This is a genomic window from Maribellus comscasis, from assembly GCF_009762775.1.
Classification (GTDB): Bacteria; Bacteroidota; Bacteroidia; order Bacteroidales; family Prolixibacteraceae; genus Draconibacterium; species Draconibacterium comscasis.
Map to the genome: position 1 here is coordinate 6,901,708 of NZ_CP046401.1, position 18,630 is coordinate 6,920,337.

Below are 18,630 nucleotides of genomic sequence, written 5' to 3' on the forward strand. Positions count from 1 at the left end.
TACATACATATAGAATATTAACTTATTCAAAATACAATAAAGACAAAATTAATACAATTATGTTAATATTTAATTAATAATAATTAAACCTCTCAATATCTTATTTTATTGAAAAAGAGGGAATTTTAAAGATAATATGGTAAATCATCCAAACCGGTTATGGGCACCGGCCATCTCTCCGTGAATGCCAACAGAAATCAATGATAAAATTGATACAACAAATAGTAACAGAACCAGATATCGCAAATAATACTTATTCTTTTTTTCATTTGGCATTGCTGCAAAAAACTCTACAGAACTCTTTTTTATCAGTTTAAGAATCACAGCTAAATTGGCTACATATAAAATATGATTTAGCATAACTCTGCCGGATACTATTCCTGTTACAAGAAAACTGAGAATAATATATAAACCAAAATAGATAGTCGTAACCCATAATATCTCCTGACGTTTAACTTTGAAGTTTACCCTTCGAAGTAGCAACCATATAAATAAAACAGCCAAAACGATAAAAAGTGCTGACAAAATTGTGCTAATAAGTGAAATATCTCCAGATTTGTCAAAATCATGAAATCTGGAGAGAAAGTTTTTCATTTGCAACGACTCACGGAAAATGATTACCGGAATACAAACAAAAACGGCAAGGAACGCAATACTGTTTTCCCATTTTTGGGGCTCTTTCTCAGATATTGGCCATTCTGAAGCAAATATTGCATATGCCATTGAACCACCTCCAAAAAAACCTATACAATACTCCATCACGTTCCACATGTTGAAAGGAAGCTCGAGAACCGTTCCAACTGTTTGCAAAAAATTGCCAAATGCAAAGCCAAAACCTGCTCCCAAAGCAGTATAAAAGGCTACCCGAAACGAATTTAAAAAACCGTTTCTTAACATATACCAAACCATTGCAAGACCTGCCCCTAAACTTAGTGCCCAGGCCTCAGAACGAGGAGGAGTCATCAATACTTCGAGTTGCATAACAAGAAGTCCGTAAACAACAAGTGCACCCGCTGTCATTTCAACAATTAATGACGGCCAGTTCACTTTTTTATTTTTTGTTGATTCAAGGGAAAGTGCGGTAAAACCGCCCCCAATCAATCCAAATAAACCGCCAATTACAAAAAGCATAGACAAACCGTAGAAAACATTGACTAAATCATCGCTTCGTCCATAGCCTACTACCCGTCCATAACTTATCATTCCGGTTAATCCCCAACCAAAAGCTGAACTCAATATAACCGGAAGCACTTTAGAATACCAGTCTTCTCTTTGTGAAACCAGTACCAGAACAAGAGTTCCGATTCCCCCTGCCCAGGCCGCTCCTTGCTCGTGACCAAATTGCCCGCGAATCGCCCAGGAAGTTCCCAGGGCCATTGCAATGGTTAAAATCCCAAGCCATTTGTCAATATGATTTCCTCGTTTGCTCATTGAATATCGTAGAGAAGCTCCTGCTTAAATTTTTTAATGATTGTATTTTTCATCAACACTCTAAACAGATAAAAAAGGGAGAAAACCTTACTTCAACTATACTTTTTAATTTTACGCTGTAAACACAAACCCTTATTATATCTTAATAAAAACATTTATAATTTATTTACCATTTACTGAAAAAGGTATGTACATTTCTACAATGTAAAATTATATTATCTACGCAAAATAGGCTTCTTATATTTTGGACAATACACATTAAATATTAACCCAAAAAAAGCATAAAAAAAGAACAAACACCATTTCAAATCAATATACTTTATATGTGTGTAAAAAAAGCTAAAACGCAGATAAAACAAGAGATTTGCGGCTAAAAGGTTTTAGCCACAAAATTAAAAAAAGGACAAAAAAGGCAAAATTTAATTACTATTTCTTAATAGACAAAGTTGCAATTACGGTCCTTTGCGCAATACGCATATTATATTTTGAGGTCTTAAAGATTTAGCTTATTTTCTGTTGAGATAATTAATCAGCCTCTCAGGATTATCGGTCTGAATCCCATCCGTTTTCCAGTTTAAGATTCTATTCCATTCTGTCTCCGTTCCATGCCTTTCATCTACAAAAACTTTCGTACTTTGCTTATGTGCCTTTTTTACAAAACTTTCAGAAAGCGTTTCAATATCCGTTGCGACGACAGCGGGCTCTATTTTGACAAGGATGTTGTTCAGGTTTCTTTCGGAGCCAGGATCGGGCACATCGGAAATGAATTCCCAAACACCTGTTCAATATTCTCTATTTGTTCAAAATAATTTGCCGGAATATACCAGAGAACGTCCTGTTCCATGTGGTATTTTCTTATCAGCTTCATTAATTCAGGGATCGGGGCATCTTTTAAGTCGATGTAAATCCCAATTTTACCACAACAGAGTTCAAGAATCTCTTCAAAGGTTGGAATACGCGTATTTTTCCATTCGCTTCCAACTTTAGCACCAATATCAAGTGCCTTTAATTCGGCAAGTGTAAAATTATTCACTTTCCCTTTTTTATCCAGAACATAATTATCAACGGATGAATTATGTATGCTAACAAATTTGTTATCTTTTGTCGTCCTGACATCAATCTCAACATAGTCGCACCCTAAATCAATTGCTTTTTGATAAGCAGGCAGTGAATTTTCAGGAATGCCTTTATGGGCTCCACGATGGGCAATTACATAAACTATATTTTTTGCAGCTTTCAAAGAAGCTTTCTCGTTTTCAAATCCTCTCCCGGAAAAAGCCAAGGCTGCAAGTATAATACTAAGAGTTAAAAATTTCATATTATTTTAATTTTTTATTTAACAATAATTTCAGGAACTTTCTACTTTAGCAAACGACTTTTCAAAAAGAAAAACAAAAAAAACTAAAGTATTATTTCTAATAACATTTCAATTCATGGTTAAAAAGCATTTTCCGCTAAATCGATTTAAAAAGCTAATATTCTATAACACAGAAACAAATTTCTATTTGTTTACCATTTTCCACTTTCTTAATTTTAAAGATAAAAAGTTAAAATAATGCAATAGCGATATAAAAGAGAGAAGCGTTTTCATGACTTAAAAGAAGGCTAATGTTCTCTGATGTTTTCTAAATCATATCTTCAACACATTCATTCTTAAAATGATAACACAACTATTTGGAATTACTTTAATCTAACTTTATTACTATGAAGAAATTAATCCGTTATTTATTTTTTTGTTGTACAATTGGAACTTTTATAGTACTTCAATCGTGCGAAGAGGAAGCTGAGCTACAGGTATTTCCGTTATCTGCCGACATTTTTCACAGTGTAAGCGATAAACAGGTTGCTTTTACAGCATTAATGCACAGTGCAGTAACCTGGTCGTGGGATTTTGGTGACGGGCAAACCAGTAACGAAGAAAATCCGGTCCATATTTATGATGAAGGAGGTTATTATGTTGCCACACTTACTGCTACTGACAGTGAAGGAAATACGGCAACTGCTGACGTAAATCTTGCAATCGCCCTAACTCCTTATGCTTTGTTAACAGGCGACCACACAAAGCCTGATTACGATGGAAAAACCTGGAAATTATCTGCAGCACATTCGGCTAATGACAAGCTGGTAAACTCTGACGCAAGTCTTACCTTACTTGATGAAAGCATTGAATATCTGCCAACCGGGGCATTTGATCTTTACTTAGGATTAAAAGAAGCTTATAACGACGAATTTACATTTTATAATGATGGCAGTTACAAGCACGATACTAAAGATGGCTCTTCTTTTGGCGGAATTGTTTATGCCATGGTTATGCAACAGTTCGGGCTTTCATCAATTACAAAAACCGGAGGAGAGGCTGTTTTTGGCGCTGATGCATTTGCTTTATCAACATATGCACCTGAAGAAAATGCGACATTTACATTTGCCGAAAATGAAGACTTTTCCATTCCTACCATTCCAGGTTTCGCAACAGGAGTCAATTCGCTAAACATCCCAATAGTTACTTATTCTGATGTAATGACCATTGATTTTCCAAACTCAACAGAATTTGTGGGGATTAAGGATTTTCACCAGAAAGTAATTGTGGAAGAAATAACAGATAACTCAATGAGACTGGTCATGTTTCTTACGCTCAGCCCTGATGCCATAGTCAATCAGGATCCATTAATTGCTTTGAGCACAACTGCAATGATTCTCTCATTTGAAGTAGTAGAATAAAACACCAAAATAACAGACATGAAATATAAAAATTCATTATATAAAACGGCGAAGAACTTTGTTCTTCTTGTTCTTTCATTCACATTTACTCAAAGTGTTTTTGCCTCTTCAACAGAAACTAATTTAGATGATGCCCGGCAAAATCTGACAGTAACAGGAACGGTTACATCTGCAGGCGACGGGCTAGCACTTCCGGGATTGAGTATTTTGCAACAGGGAACAAACAACGGTACAGTAACTGATATTGATGGGAAATACAGCATAGAAGTTCCTCAAAATTCTACTTTAGTATTTTCATTTATTGGATTCAGAACACAGGAAATCGATGTTCAGGGAAGAAATACCATAGATGTAAGCATGGAAGAAAACATTGAATCTCTTGACGAAGTTGTGGTTACAGCCCTTGGCATAAAACGCGAGGAAAAATCGTTGGGGTTCTCAGTGGGCAGAGTTGCCGGAGAGGAATTAACCCGCGTTGCACAGGAAAATGTTTTGAACTCAATGGCAGGTAAAGTCTCCGGAGTAACCATTAGCTCAACAGGTGGAACCGGTTCCACGGTTAATATGGTTATTCGCGGTGCCACTTCACTGAGTACCGACAACCAGCCATTGTTTGTTGTAGACGGTGTACCCATGAATAATACAGCAAATAATGTTGGCGGTTTTGGGTCAGACAACCGGGTCGATTACGGGAATGCCATTGCCGATCTCGATCCGGAAAGTATTGAAAGTGTATCCATTTTAAAAGGGCCCAGTGCGGCAGCGCTATACGGAACCCGGGCCGGTAACGGAGTAGTACTCATCACTACAAAAAAGGCGCAGGCGAATCAGGAGTTAAAAGTAACGGTTACATCAAATACAGTATTTGATATTCCATCACGTTTTTTAAATGTGCAAAAACAATTCTCGACAGGATTTTTCTCATATCGTCCTGAAGATGTTGGCAGCAACATTCTGCCTGAGATTACGGCAGGCGATGCAACAGGTTCGGGACCGGAAACGGACAAAGGTTACTGGGCAGTACAATGGCAGTCTCCTGTTGATGCAAACGGCGTTCGTGTTCCCGTGGAGGTTGTCTCCTACCCCAACAATGTAAAGAATTTTATTGATGATTTTGCAATTACAACTACAAACGGAGCTTCGATTGCAGGCAGCAGTTCAAATTTAAATTACCGTCTGGGAGTAACCAACATGACGCACAGTGGGCTGGTTCCCAATTCCGACTTAAACAAAAACAGTGTATCTCTTTCTGCCAACTCACAGGTTCGAAAAAACTTTAACGTAAGCACTGATGTCAATTTCACAAACAGCTGGGCTAAAAACAGGCCCGCATCCAACCGGGGAACCAATCCAATGCAATGGGCATACAACCATCCGCTAAATATTGATATCAGAGATTTACGCGATTATAATACACCCGATGGAGTTCTTCGGGTTTCCGGGAATCATGAAAATCCGTATTTTCTGGCTTACGATGTAAACAACAGTTTTAACCGGTACAGAATTTATGGTAATATAACAGCTACGTGGGACCTAACTTCTCATTTTAGTTTAATGGGAAGATATTCGTTAAATAAAACCGACGAAGTACGTGAAACAAAAATTGCTCCGGGTTATACAAACGAACCCAACAACGGGGCTTATGGGATAATAAGCGCAAATGGTCTGGAACGAAACATGGATTTTTTGGCCACTTATAACAATAAGTGGGGCGATTTCGATGCATCGGTCTCAGGAGGAGGAAATATTTTGTATTCCAGATCTTCCAACATCAGTAACTCATCAAAATCAGGTTCGGGATTAAATGTTCCCAATGTATTTACTGTTCAGAATATCAGTTCAGGAGCATTAAATTACTCAAACTACAGAAGCGAACGTGAAATCAATAGTTTGTATGCGATGGCAAACTTAAGCTGGAAAGAAATTGCGTACCTTGATTTGACTGCTCGTAATGATTGGTCGAGTACATTACCCGCTGAAAACCGCTCATACTTTTATCCTTCGGCCTCATTGAGTTTAATGGTTGACCAGATATTTGATTTGGGTAACAAAGTTAACATGTTCAAAATAAGAGGTGGCTGGGCGCAAGTCGGAAACGACACAAATCCGTACCGTCTGTATCCTACTTATCAGGATGCAGGACAATGGGGAGATGCAGTCAGATTGTCAAAACAAGGTAAGCAGTATACATCTAACCTTTTACCCGAGGAAGCTACCTCCTTTGAAATAGGTACCGAAATCAGATTGTTTTCTAATCGTTTGCGTTTTGACGGAACATATTATAAAGTCGATAACAGAAACCAAATCCTCGATGTTCCATTGGCGTCCTCGACGGGTTTTAGCGAAGTTCAAATTAATGCAGGCCTTTTACAAAGCAAAGGAGTGGAGTTTTTAATTGGATTTACTCCGGTAAGAACAGGCGATTGGAACTGGGATGTAAATATAAACTTTACCAAAAACGAAACCCGGATTCTTGAACTATCGGAAGGTGTTGAATTTGTCGAATTCTGGGATGAGGCAAGGGTTAAAAATATCGCCTATGTAAAAGATGAAACACACGATGGATTAATAGGAAATTTATATTCCAGAAAGGTAATGCGGGTTGAAGATGAAACCTCTCCGTATTATGGCTATCCGATTTTGGGCAGCGGACTCGATGCCGAATGGGTGGCTGAAGAAGAATACTCTAAAGTAGGAAATTATAATCCCGACTTTATTATGGGGATGCAGACTTCCCTTTCATACAAAAATTTCTCACTAAGTATGACTTTCGACTGGCGTTCAGGAGGCCAATATGTATCACAAACCTACCGTTATCTTTCAGAATCGGTAATGACGCAAACCTGGCTCGATGAATTGGTACATCCCGGAGATTTAGGTGGGGGAGCAAGCCAGGAGTTACGTGATTGGGTTGTAGCAAATGCTGATCAATTGTTGTTGGCAGACCGCCTACGCCCGGTAGGTGGACCTACACCGGCTTATGGGGGTTTTCCCGAAAGTTTTAGTGGTTTTACTGTATATGATGGAACGTTCGCTCCAGGTGTAATGGGAGAGTATGATGAGAATGGGAAATTTATTCTGGAACAGGAAAACCTTGGTGGAGAGGGAACAGTATTCCTTCCTTATGTGGTAAGTTATCCATGGGATATCGGTGAGGCAAACCTTTTTGATGCCGATTACATAAAACTTCGGGAAATTTCGCTTAGTTACCGGCTTCCCAATCGATATTCGGAAAGACTGGGTATGCAAGATGTGAACTTCTCCATTTACAGTCGTAATATTATGCTTTGGACAAAAGATGCAGACCTGGGTATTGATCCGGAAAGAGCTTTCCAGGCGGAAGGAAATGGAAGATTTAGTCAGGGAGTTGAAAGGTATAATGCCGATCCCTGGGTAGTTCCGGTAGGATTTAAACTAAATTTCTCCTTCTAATTTAAATTATGAATGTCATGAATAAAATAAAAAATAGCTTTATTATCGGTTTAACTATCGTTTTTACTTTAGTTGTTTCATGTAAAGATTTGGATGACTTAAATGTCAATCCAAACGGAGTAGACCCTGAAAATGCTGACCTTAATTTATTATTGCCAACGATTATTACCGGCATAGGGCAAACTGTAGTCAATTTGGGTTTTGGAGACATTGCCGGAGTCATGCAACATACACAGTACGATGGATGGTCGGGCGGACACAATGATTATGACTGGGATAACCAGGATAAAAGCTGGTCGGGATACTATTCTATTTTGCGAAACATTGACGAATTTTACCAAAAGGCTGTGGAAGGAGGATATGAATTTCATCAGGGAGTGGCGCTGATAATGAAAGCCTACACATTCGGTCTCATCGCAGATCTTTGGGGGGACGCACCTTATGCGGAGGCACTTAAAGCAGAAGAAGGATCAGAATATTTCAATCCGGTATTTGATGAGCAAAAAACAATTTATGAAGGAATTCTGGCTGATTTGGACGTGGCCAATACCTTATTGTCAGGTGGCAGCAGTTCTTATGAAAATATAAACGCCACGCAAGATGTTCTTTATGCCGGAGACGTAGCAAAATGGAGAAAATTTGCAAATTCTCTTGCGTTGAGGTATTATATGAGATTATCGGCAAAAGAACCTTCTCTCGCTGAACAAGGTATAAGTAAAATCGCCTCTGATCCGGGAACTTATCCCGTGATTACATCTGCAAATGACGACGCAAGTGTTGGTTATATTGGTAATTCTTCTTCTGACTCGTGGCCGAGTACAATGCAATTTGAAGAAGATCCAAGTGGAACATACATGCGCAACAAATTATGCGCAACGCTGGTCGATGCCCTTCAGGAATTAAGTGACCCCCGTTTAGGAATTTGGGCCAACAAAATTGAAATTCCCCTGGTTTTGGTTAGCGGAGAAGATGTCGACAGGATCGTGGATGGCAAGCGCGAAATTTCACAGGATATCGTTGACGACTATGAAGCAGCCTGGGGTGTTGGAATAGATTACGATGAAGATTTTGTGGGGATTCCTCCATCTGTGTTTGCAGCTTCTCAATATAATTTAAATCCCAATCTCGATCAAGGCGTGTATAATCCCCACTGTTCTCAATTGAATGATATCTATAAAGAAAGTGCCGGACCGCTTTTACTTATGAGATTAATGTCAGCAGCCGAGGTTCATTTTATTCTTTCTGAAGCTGCATCCTACGGATGGGATGCCGGCACAGCGGAAGAACATTACATGGAAGGGATTCAACAGTCTTTTAATGCATGGGGAGTTGGAGACCAGTTTAGTGCATATATTGGTAGCGCTCCTTATGACGGATTGGAGAGTATTATTACTCAAAAATGGATTGCCAGCTGGACCGCTGCTACAGAATCCTGGTTCGATTACAGAAGAACCGGACTACCTGATCTGCAAACAGGTGAATCAGCCAAGCGACAAGCTTTGCCTTTGCGCTTTTATTATCACTATGATGATGAAATTTCAAAAAATACTGAAAACGCGGAAGCTGCGATTGCAAAACTGGAACCCACCCAATATAAGGGTACTGATGTGAGCAACAACAGTGCCTGGTCAAAATTCTGGTTGTTGCAGGGAACAAATAAACCCTATTAAAGCATTTTTATCCCAATTTTATAATAAGCAGGCAATTTAAAGGGTTGTCTGCTTACTATTGTATCATATTCAAATAAAATATTTTTAAATGAAAAAACTGATAATAATTTTTCTTACTACACTTTACACAGCGGGCTTAATATTTGCCGGGGAAAATAATCCTGTAACACCCGAAAATGCACTTCAATCGTACTTAAATAACGGGGATAAATCTTTTGCTTGGAAAGTTGAAGAAAAAATGGAAGCAGATGGCGTCACGCTTTACCGAATCATATTCACGTCTCAAAAATGGCGCGAGTTAATTTGGAAACATGAGCTGACAGTCATGGTGCCTGATGATTTAAAATACCAGGATGCTCTCCTTTTTATAACAGGAGGAAGTATTAAAAACGGCGAGCCCAACATTCACGAATGGGATAAGGACGAAATCATTTTATTTAGTCAAATTGCAAAAACCAATAAAGCCATAACAGCAATCGTTTGGCAAATTCCCAATCAACCAATTTTTGACGGAAAGACAGAAGACGAAATTATTTCATACACTTTCCACAATTTTCAAAACGACAATGACTATACATGGCCCCTTTTATTTCCAATGACAAAAAGTGCAATCCGTGCAATGGACGCTATCCAAAAATTTGCAAGCTCCGATTTGCAAACCAAAGTCAATGAGTTTGTTGTTTCGGGTGCCTCAAAGCGAGGGTGGACAACCTGGCTGACAGGAGCAAGTGATAAACGCGTAAAGGCCATTGGGCCGATGGTTATCGACATGCTAAATATGCCCGTAAATATTCCTTATCACAAAACTGCATGGGGCGAATACAGTATCCAGATTGAAGACTATGTAAAATTAGGCGTTGCACAGCAAGTAGGCTCTGAGGAGGGAAATGCTCTGGTAAAAATGGTTGATCCCTATTCGTACCGAAAAGCGCTTACAATGCCTAAAATGATTTTTAACGGCAGCAACGACGAATACTGGCCTGTTGACGCAATCAAAAACTACATCGACAGTATACCGGGCGATAATCATCTTTGTTATGTACCTAATGCCGGTCACGGACTTGGAGATAAAACAAAAGCGATAAACACCCTCAGTGCATTTTTTGGCGAAGCCATTACAGGAAATGGTCATCCAAAATGTGATTATACTGTTAACGAAGAAAATGGAACGGTTAAACTGAAGATAAAAGCTGATGAAAAAATTCTGAAAGATGCTGTGTTGTGGAGTGCCGAATCTGATGATCGCGACATTCGCGATGAAATCTGGAAAGAAAAAAGCCTTGGAGAAAAAGGAAAAAAGGAATTTACGGTAACTGTAAAATATCCTGAATCAGGGTTCAAAGCATTTTATGTAGATCTTGTTTATCAACCTCCTTTTGGAAACGATTATACACAAAGTACCCGCATATTCTTGATGAATGATAAAGAAATACTCCTGGACCGCGGAGAATAAAATCATTAAAATGAAAAAAAGTATAATAATTGTCTTTGTATTGTTCTTTGCAGCAATACAAGGACAAACGCAATCGTTTAAAGCAGGTACTGCAATGCGTGATATAACCCCGGAAAATCTTATCCCCATTTCCGGAGGAATGGGAACTCCGGTTATGCCTGATGATTTTCGGGGAAAACTTACTGTCCGTGCTCTGGTTCTGGAAAAAGGCGATACAAAAGTTGCTATTGTTGGAATAGACAATATTGGCTGGCCCGCATATTTGGGAGATCGTTCCCGAAAACGGATAAAAGATATTGCGCCCGAAAATATAATAATTGGTGTTACACACACCCATAGCGCTCCGGATGCTTATGGATTTCCGGATGGAAACGGGAATACTGGTGCTGATTTAGATTATCTGAACTGGTGTGTTGTACAAATTGCCGATGCTGTAAATGATGCGGCAAAGAACCTCCAACCAGCAGAATTAAAAACAGCCGTTGCCAAGGCAGAGGGAAAAATTGCCTACAACTATTATGCTCCACGCCTGTACGATCCGCGAATGGGTGTAATACAGGCCACTGCAACAACAGGAAAAAACAAAGGAAAAACAATTGCTACGCTGGTGAATTATGCTACGCACCCTGAAATTCTGGGAACAAAAAGTAAACTAATAAGTCCTGATTTGTGTGGCCCGTTATACGACCGCATTGAATCGAAAACTGGTGGCGTTGCCATTTATATAAACAGCGCCCAGGGAGGAATGGTTACTGCTGATAATCGAAGAGAAAACGGAGAAGAAGCAAACGACTGGCAGGAATGTATGCGGATTGGAAACCTTATGGCAGATGAAGCTTTACGTATTATTCAAACTGCTCCTGTTCAAAAAGATCCACAACTTTACTGTATTTCCAAAATAATTGAATTGCCAGTTGACAATGAAGCAATGCAATTTGTATTTCAACACTCTCCCGTTGCACAACTGGGCAAAAAAAAGGTTGACAATTTTAGTAAAGTTTCAACACAAATAAACCTGCTAAATATCGGAACAGCACAGGTTTTAACTATTCCCGGAGAAGCATTGCCCAATATTGGGTTTTATTTGAAGCGACATATGAAAACAGAACAACCTTTTCTCTTTGGTTTAACCAACGATGCATTTGGATATATACTCACTAAAGAAGATTTTAATAGTTTTGAAAGATACAACTATATTTCAAAGACATCGTTGGGTGAAATGACAGCTGAGATACTGGAAAATGAGGCTCTGAAACTCATCGGTGAAAGTCCCGCTGCCGGAGACTAACATTTAAGTCTTCTGCTATCCCACCTGTACATTCCCCTGGCTGTGTAAAACCTCCAAAACCGAATTTTTATAGCTTCTTCCTATCGGAAGTTCTTTTCCGGGGACTTCTATACTGCTTGATGTAAAAGCTTCTATCTTTTGCACCGAAACGATATATGATTTATGAATACGTATAAATCCCGAATCCGGTAATTTTTCTTCCATATTTGTCATACTCGTTTTTGTAATTATCTTCTTACTGTCAGTATAAATCTGAACGTATTCACTCAAACCTTCAACATACATTATTTCATTTAAATGAATTTTAATTACTTTCTTATTTTCTTTCACATAAATAAAGGCTTCTTCATTTTGGACAGTTGCATTCGCCGGCTGATCTGCAATCAAATCTTCCTGTGAAACCTGGTAATACTTATTAACCGATTTTAAAAATCGCTCAAAAGTTATTGGTTTTAAAAGGTAGTCAACTACATCCAGCTCAAAACCATCAAGCGCATACTCGCGGTAGGCGGTGGTTATAATTACTTTGGGCGGGTGTTTTAACGTTTTTAAAAATTCGATACCGGTAATTTGCGGCATTTGAATATCCATAAACATCAAATCGACGGAGTGTTTTTGCAACGCGTTAAGTGCTTTCATTGCATCGCTGCATTCTTCAACTATTTCAAAATTTTCCAACTTCTCAATGTGGCTTCGCATCAAATCACGCGCGAGGGGCTCATCATCAATTACGAGACATTTTGTTTTCATGGCAAAAATGGGTTAGCTTTTGTTATCTGTAGCTATCAAGTTAGTAACATCTAAAATCAAATCATTACATCTTTTAATGAAACAATTCAATACTAAACTCTCTAAAATTATCATCAATGTTTTCAATTATTCTGAATTTTCCGGGAAAACTATAATTTAATCGTTTTCTGGTAACTTCAGCATTTTTGTTTCCTGTCAATCCAAACTGTTTTTCGCTCCAAAACGAGAAGGAAAAAAGTAAGTATTTTTTTTCTCCTTTTATAAGGACGGTACTTTCGAACGATTCGTTACACGAATAACCTAATTTTATTGCATCGTTTAAAAACGGCAACAACAAAAAAGGCGGCACCAAATACGACTTGAGGTGGCCACTAACAAAAAAATTACTGATCAATCTGTCTCCCAATCCCAGTTTATGAATTTCAAGAAATTCTTCAATAATCTTTATTTCCAGTTGTAAAGGAATTAACTCGTCGTCGCCTTCGTATAAAAAACGATTCAGAAAATTGGAGATCTTTATAATCATATTTGGTGTATGTGCTTCCTTAGCCTGCGATATCTTTTCCAGCTCCTCCATCAACGACAGGATAAGTATGGGTTGCAGCTGGTAACGATAAATTTCAAGCTCTGTTTCCATGTTCGACTGCATCAGGTCCTCCTGCTTTGTTTTTGCAGTATACCACGATCGCCCGGCTTTTATTGCCAGAAAAACAAGAATGATATAGTGATTTCCTATACCGCTTATAATGATGTTTTTTATATTCAGGTAGTTGGGAGCAAATACCCTGGAAGAATCAAAAGGTTTAAAAATTAATTCGTTGCTGATTACCAGCTCAATAATTGAAAACACAATAAGAAAGACAAAAAGGGCAAAAGCAAACAAAAAATAACTGCCTCTGAAAAAAGTTTGCGGTATAAGCAAGTAAGCAATTAAATAAGTATGAACCATAAAAACGGGAAGTGTAACAATATAATACATAAACCAGATAAAATACTCATCGACACCAAATCCAAGACTCTGTATCAAAGTAAATGAAACAACCCACGAAAGCCAAAAAATGGCGTGCAGCATTATTTCTGATCTAGCGATATTTTTTCCGGCTAACTTCAACTTCTTTTTCTTTTAAAAATAAATCAACTTTAAAAGAATCATTTTTGCTTGCTATATCAAGTTCATAACCTTGTTTTGAATAAATTAAATCGAGGCGCTTTTTAAGATTCTTATATCCCCTGCCCTCCAACTCATTATCTTCTTGTTCTATATGAACCTTAGGTCTGCTGTTTTCTACTGTCATGAAAATTTTTCCCGGTTCAACTATAATTTTGATTTTAATCCACGGAGTTCCCGCATCCAAACTACTTCCGTGCTTAAAGCTGTTTTCTACAAGAAAAAACAAAATCATTGGGGGTATCTTAAAATATTTTACTTCTCCTTCTTGCTTAAAATCGATTTTCAAACGTTTTCCGTATCGCAATTCCTCAAGTTGGATATAATTTTTAACCAGTACAATTTCATCCTCCAATTCAACAAATTCTTTTTGGCTTTCATCAATTATATAAATTAATACCGTTTTAAACCGGGTGATAACATCGAGAGTTTTTGCCGGATTGAGTAAAGACAACGCATAAAGATTATTAATTGTATTAAACAGAAAATGAGGATCAAATTGCGATTGAAGAAGTTTTCCCTGGGCCTCCTTATTTTGTTTTTCAAGTTTTTTATGAAGACTCTCGGTGTACAAATAATCCTTCACATATTTCCCAATACAAAACAATGCCACAATAAATGTCATGTCTTTTGTATTCACAATGATAAATCGAAAATTCATAATCCCTTCCCGTTCGATATTCTCAGGAGAAATTGACGAATAAAAAATATTGTTTGACACCACCAGTTTCAAAGCTGAAAGCGCAACTCCAACCAGAATAAATAAAAGTATAAACCACCAAATATTTCCTTTTAAAAGATACTCGGGAATCAATAAAAAAATGGTAATGTATGCATAACTAAAAAAGAAAAAAGCGTTTATCAGAGTTACCCAAAATGAATGCAAAAAATTATCGGTTTTGTTTTGAACATGCAAAATGATGGTAAAAACAAAAACAGTAACAAGGAAAAAGATAACATGTCTTACCAAGCGATACTTAAAACTATTTTCAAAAAACAGCTTATTCATTTTTAATTTTCAATGCCTAAATACACTTTAAATTTAGTTTTTTCCTGTGTTATTTCAAGCTGATATTTTCCTGAATAGAGAATATCCAGTCGTTTTTGAACATTCTGCAAGCCAATTCCTCCTGCCCTGTTTCTTTTTTCAACTCTATTTTTTGGGATACTGTTCTCAATTAAAAATTCAGTTTTTGTATTTGAAATTTTCAAATCAATAAATATAAAAGGATTCTCGGGGTCGTTACGGCTCCCATGCTTAAAACTATTCTCAACAAAGGTAAAAAGCATCATAGGTGCTATTTCCTTTTCGCTGGTTTCGCCTGAAATATTAAACTGAAAATTCAATCTGTTTCCATATCTCATTTTCTCCAAATCGATATAGTTCTTTATGAGATTCACCTCCTTCTGCAGGCTGATTTCTATTTCGTTACATTCATATAAAACCGAACGGAGTAATGCTGAGATTTTTGCAATTCCCTCCGATGTTTTTGATGATTTCTCAAGTGAAAGGGCATACAAATTATTCATGGTATTAAACAGAAAATGAGGGTGCAACTGTGCTTTCAATAAATTAAGTTCAGTTTGCAAAGCACGTTTTTCCATCTCCAGTTTTTCTTTTTGCTGCTCAATCCACTTTTTTACAATTTTTATGGCAAAAGCAATGCCTATCATAAAATTGGTTTCCAACAAAAGATACAGAAAAGTAATCCCAAAAATACTATCAACGGTTAGGGGCAAAGAATTCAGTTTCCGAAGAAAGATACGTTCGCCTAAGGTCACAAAGAATAACAGAAGAACCAATAAAAAAACGGAGAAAATCAGTTTTCTCTTCTTCAGATAGAAAGGTAAAATACCATAAATAGTTCCGTAAGTAGCGATCATTACAAAAGGCAACATACAAAGCGATTCAAGAAAATACCATTTATAATCGTTGCCGTATTTACCATAAATCAATCCGAAAAAAAAGACATAAAAAAGCCAGAAAAATACATGGGGAAAAAACCGCTTGTGAATTGCTTTGTCAATAATCTTAAAACTCACCCGGTAGATTTTTCTTTAAATATAGTCTATAAATCATCTCCGGGAAAACGCTATATGCAAAAAAAGTAAATCAAAGGCCTGAAAAACAATGTTTTTGGCAGACTAAATTAAGTCATTGGCAGATATTTTATTGTTGTTAATTGAAAAAACCCTGCAATTAATCAAAAATGCAGGGTTTGAATTGAAATTCAAAAATTCACGGCTCCTCATACCGTGTTATTTTGGCACCTTTCGCAAAGTAAATGAAAAAGCTCCTGTCCTCTGACAGGAGCTTGTATTTTTCATATCTCTATGAAAAAAATTGCGCTGTTTTAGTATCTATCTAATTTTTAAAATGAAGCCTGATATTCATCGTTGATAAGGTTTGGAAAGTAGCAGGCAATCAATCCTAAAAGTTCGTCTTCAGTTTTTGGATTCTGGCAAATTACACGTTGAGCATAATAACTTACTTTATTCAGCTTTTCATTATTTGAAGCTGTTGGTAAAGTCTGGAACTTTTTGTCTATTTTTTTAACTCCAAATACATGTTTGTTACACTCGTACATTACTTCAAATTCATCAGAACGAACAACAAAACTGGTACAGTCTTTTTCCTTTAAAACTCCAATCCGAACACTGCCGTTTACATCGTCGTACATCAAATCATAGGTTTTTACCACTTTGTTATCTATTACCATCGGAGCGTCGGAATTTACGATAGTATATTTTCCAAATTCGGTTAGTGAATTTCCTGACAATGCTTTTCCGTCTCTGATTTTTGCATTGGCACCCAGGCTTAAAAGTGCAACACAAACGATTAAAAATAATACTCTTGCTTTCATCTTTTTTAATTTAATTGTTTTACTATCTCAAATTTACGTAAGCCCCTGGTCAATAAAATCTTATTTCAATTAATAACCTTCCAATAACGACAAAAATGTCTTTTAACTCTATCAACTGGATTTCGTGTCGTTTACAGACCCAAAAGCGCTGTACACAGGCAATTTTTTGTATTCACTGATAAAACGGTGCATTTTACAGCTTAAAGAACTCTGCTTAGAAATAAATTCTTCAAAAGATTATGTAATTGAAATCTTTATTTTTACAGACTGTTTAAACAATAGCAAAACTTGAAAACGTATAGAACGAAGCTCCAGGAAAATAGAAATGAATGGTGGCTTACTCGATTTTCCAATAAAATGATCAGCTGGGATATCTCGATAATGCACAAGCTATTTCTATCGGGAAATCTATAGAATTATGAATGAAGATTAGCTATAATTAGGTATTTCAAATCGAGTTTAATTGCGATAAGTTTGTCTAAATTTTATCTCACTAATCTTATTTTAATACCAAATCACATGAAATCTGTAAAAATAATTGTTTTAATTACCTTCGTGCTAATTGTTTTATCTGGTTGCGATGAACTTGTAAAAAAAGATGTTGATATACCAATTAATTTCAATGTAACTCAAAATGTTGTTGTACCCGGTGATTCTGATCCAAATAAAGATACAGAATTTGTATCAGCAGGTGAATATGATATATTATCTCATCCTGATGTTGCTAATGCGATTGGCACACCCGACAAAATAAAAAAAGTAAAAATCACTGAAATTTTCTATGAATTTAAAAATTTTTCCGGCAATGTAGATGCTGATATTACAGGAAACTTCGTATTTCCAAAAGATACAAAATTATCATTTGATTATGATACAGAAGAGCAATTTTATATTGGACCGGTAAGAGTTGCAAACGCAGATCTGTTTAATGAACTCTATACTTTAGATGAAAATTTCGATAATATAAATAGTTATCTTTCAACAGCTACAATATTTTATCATGCCTTTATCGGATCATCAACAGACAATCCGGCAATTTTTGATATTGTTTTAAAAGTATCGGCAACTGTAACCGTGGAAGCAAGTCTCGATTTTGAAGGAAATTATAATTGAATTTAACTAAAAATCAAATTACGGCTCTTACTTTTTATTTTTCATGTAATCCACACTCTTTTCCGGAGTTTTGTTCCCACCACCACCGACCTGCGCGGAAATTTTCGCCAGGTCTGACAGCACGGGTACAGGGAGCACAGCCAATACTTACAAATCCTTTATCATGTAAAACATTGTATGGTACGTGATTTTCGTGTACATACTCCTTTACATCTTCCAAACTCCATTCCAACAGCGGGTTGTATTTGATAATCTGGTTACCTTCGTCCCACTCAAATTCCTTCATATCACTACGGTTATCCGATTGTGATGCACGCAGGCCGGTAATCCAGATTTCATTACCATTTAAAGCACGTTTTAGCGGAATTACCTTCCGGATAAAACAACACTCTTTTCTGTTTTCCAGCGATTCGTAAAAACTAAAAGGTCCTTTCTTTTCCAAAAGTTCTTCGACCTTGTCAGCAGGTGGAAAATATGCCTTAATTGGCTTTTTGTATTTTTCTACTGTACTGCGATAAACTTTGTATGTTTCTTCAAACAACCGTCCCGTATCAAGCGTAATTACCTTAATCGGAAAATTATGAGAGAAAATATAATCTGTTATCACCTGATCTTCGTAACCAAAGCTGGTTGTAAAAATTATTTTCTCCGTATATGCTTCAGCCAGATATCTCATTTTTTCAATCACCGACATCTGATGTAATTCTGTATTTAAAAACTCTGCTTTATCAAAACCGTTCATA

General features: G+C 37.0%; 14 protein-coding genes. 6 read left to right on the forward strand and 8 right to left on the reverse strand.

The genetic code is table 11. The annotated features are described in order from the left end of the window. Positions 1-144: 144 nt before the first annotated feature. Positions 145-1,431, reverse strand: coding sequence for a hypothetical protein (locus GM418_RS27685; RefSeq protein WP_158871045.1), 1,287 nt, complete (start codon positions 1,429-1,431; stop codon positions 145-147). Positions 1,432-2,155: 724 nt separating this feature from the next. Beyond that, entirely contained in the window at positions 2,156-2,749 is a 594-nt protein-coding gene (locus GM418_RS27690) for a glycerophosphodiester phosphodiesterase (RefSeq protein ID WP_158871047.1), read from the reverse strand. A 386-nt stretch (positions 2,750-3,135) separates the two neighbouring features. Between GM418_RS27690 and GM418_RS27695 the strand changes: the two genes are divergently transcribed. From GM418_RS27695 to GM418_RS27715, 5 genes are all read left to right on the forward strand, one after another. Then, a complete protein-coding gene (locus tag GM418_RS27695) occupies positions 3,136-4,149 on the forward strand; it encodes a PKD domain-containing protein (RefSeq protein WP_158871049.1) in 1,014 nt (337 codons plus the stop codon). 18 nt (positions 4,150-4,167) lie between these two features. Further along, the gene (locus tag GM418_RS27700; RefSeq protein WP_158871051.1) at positions 4,168-7,581 is read left to right on the forward strand and encodes a SusC/RagA family TonB-linked outer membrane protein; all 3,414 of its coding nucleotides are present in this window, start codon (positions 4,168-4,170) and stop codon (positions 7,579-7,581) included. A 17-nt stretch (positions 7,582-7,598) separates the two neighbouring features. Beyond that, the gene (locus GM418_RS27705) at positions 7,599-9,251 is read left to right on the forward strand and encodes a SusD/RagB family nutrient-binding outer membrane lipoprotein (RefSeq protein ID WP_158871053.1); all 1,653 of its coding nucleotides are present in this window, start codon (positions 7,599-7,601) and stop codon (positions 9,249-9,251) included. Between the two features lie 88 nt (positions 9,252-9,339). Continuing rightward, on the forward strand, positions 9,340-10,704 hold the full coding sequence (locus GM418_RS27710; protein WP_158871055.1) for a PhoPQ-activated pathogenicity-related family protein: 1,365 nt from the start codon (positions 9,340-9,342) through the stop codon (positions 10,702-10,704). A gap of 10 nt (positions 10,705-10,714) precedes the next feature. After that, entirely contained in the window at positions 10,715-11,992 is a 1,278-nt protein-coding gene (locus GM418_RS27715; protein ID WP_158871057.1) for a hypothetical protein, read from the forward strand. Between the two features lie 15 nt (positions 11,993-12,007). On the opposite strand, the gene GM418_RS27720 is transcribed toward GM418_RS27715, so the two are convergent. From GM418_RS27720 to GM418_RS27740, 5 genes are all read right to left on the reverse strand, one after another. Continuing rightward, positions 12,008-12,742, reverse strand: coding sequence for a LytR/AlgR family response regulator transcription factor (locus tag GM418_RS27720; protein WP_158871059.1), 735 nt, complete (start codon positions 12,740-12,742; stop codon positions 12,008-12,010). 73 nt (positions 12,743-12,815) lie between these two features. Beyond that, entirely contained in the window at positions 12,816-13,853 is a 1,038-nt protein-coding gene (locus GM418_RS27725) for a histidine kinase (RefSeq protein ID WP_158871061.1), read from the reverse strand. Beyond that, on the reverse strand, positions 13,825-14,919 hold the full coding sequence (locus tag GM418_RS27730) for a sensor histidine kinase (RefSeq protein ID WP_158871063.1): 1,095 nt from the start codon (positions 14,917-14,919) through the stop codon (positions 13,825-13,827). The genes GM418_RS27725 and GM418_RS27730 overlap by 29 nt, the downstream gene beginning before the upstream one ends. Positions 14,920-14,921: 2 nt before the next feature. Continuing rightward, positions 14,922-15,953, reverse strand: a complete 1,032-nt coding sequence (locus tag GM418_RS27735) for a sensor histidine kinase (RefSeq protein WP_158871065.1) — start codon at positions 15,951-15,953, stop codon at positions 14,922-14,924. A gap of 329 nt (positions 15,954-16,282) precedes the next feature. Next, positions 16,283-16,774: a hypothetical protein gene (locus GM418_RS27740; protein WP_158871067.1), complete on the reverse strand. Its 492-nt coding sequence runs from the start codon at positions 16,772-16,774 to the stop codon at positions 16,283-16,285. 519 nt (positions 16,775-17,293) lie between these two features. On the opposite strand from GM418_RS27740, the gene GM418_RS27745 reads away from it, so the two are divergent. Beyond that, positions 17,294-17,887: a hypothetical protein gene (locus GM418_RS27745; protein ID WP_158871069.1), complete on the forward strand. Its 594-nt coding sequence runs from the start codon at positions 17,294-17,296 to the stop codon at positions 17,885-17,887. Between the two features lie 34 nt (positions 17,888-17,921). Here GM418_RS27745 and GM418_RS27750 read toward each other — a convergent pair whose 3' ends face one another. Next, the gene (locus GM418_RS27750; RefSeq protein ID WP_158871071.1) at positions 17,922-18,629 is read right to left on the reverse strand and encodes a phosphoadenylyl-sulfate reductase; all 708 of its coding nucleotides are present in this window, start codon (positions 18,627-18,629) and stop codon (positions 17,922-17,924) included. Position 18,630 lies beyond the last annotated feature (1 nt).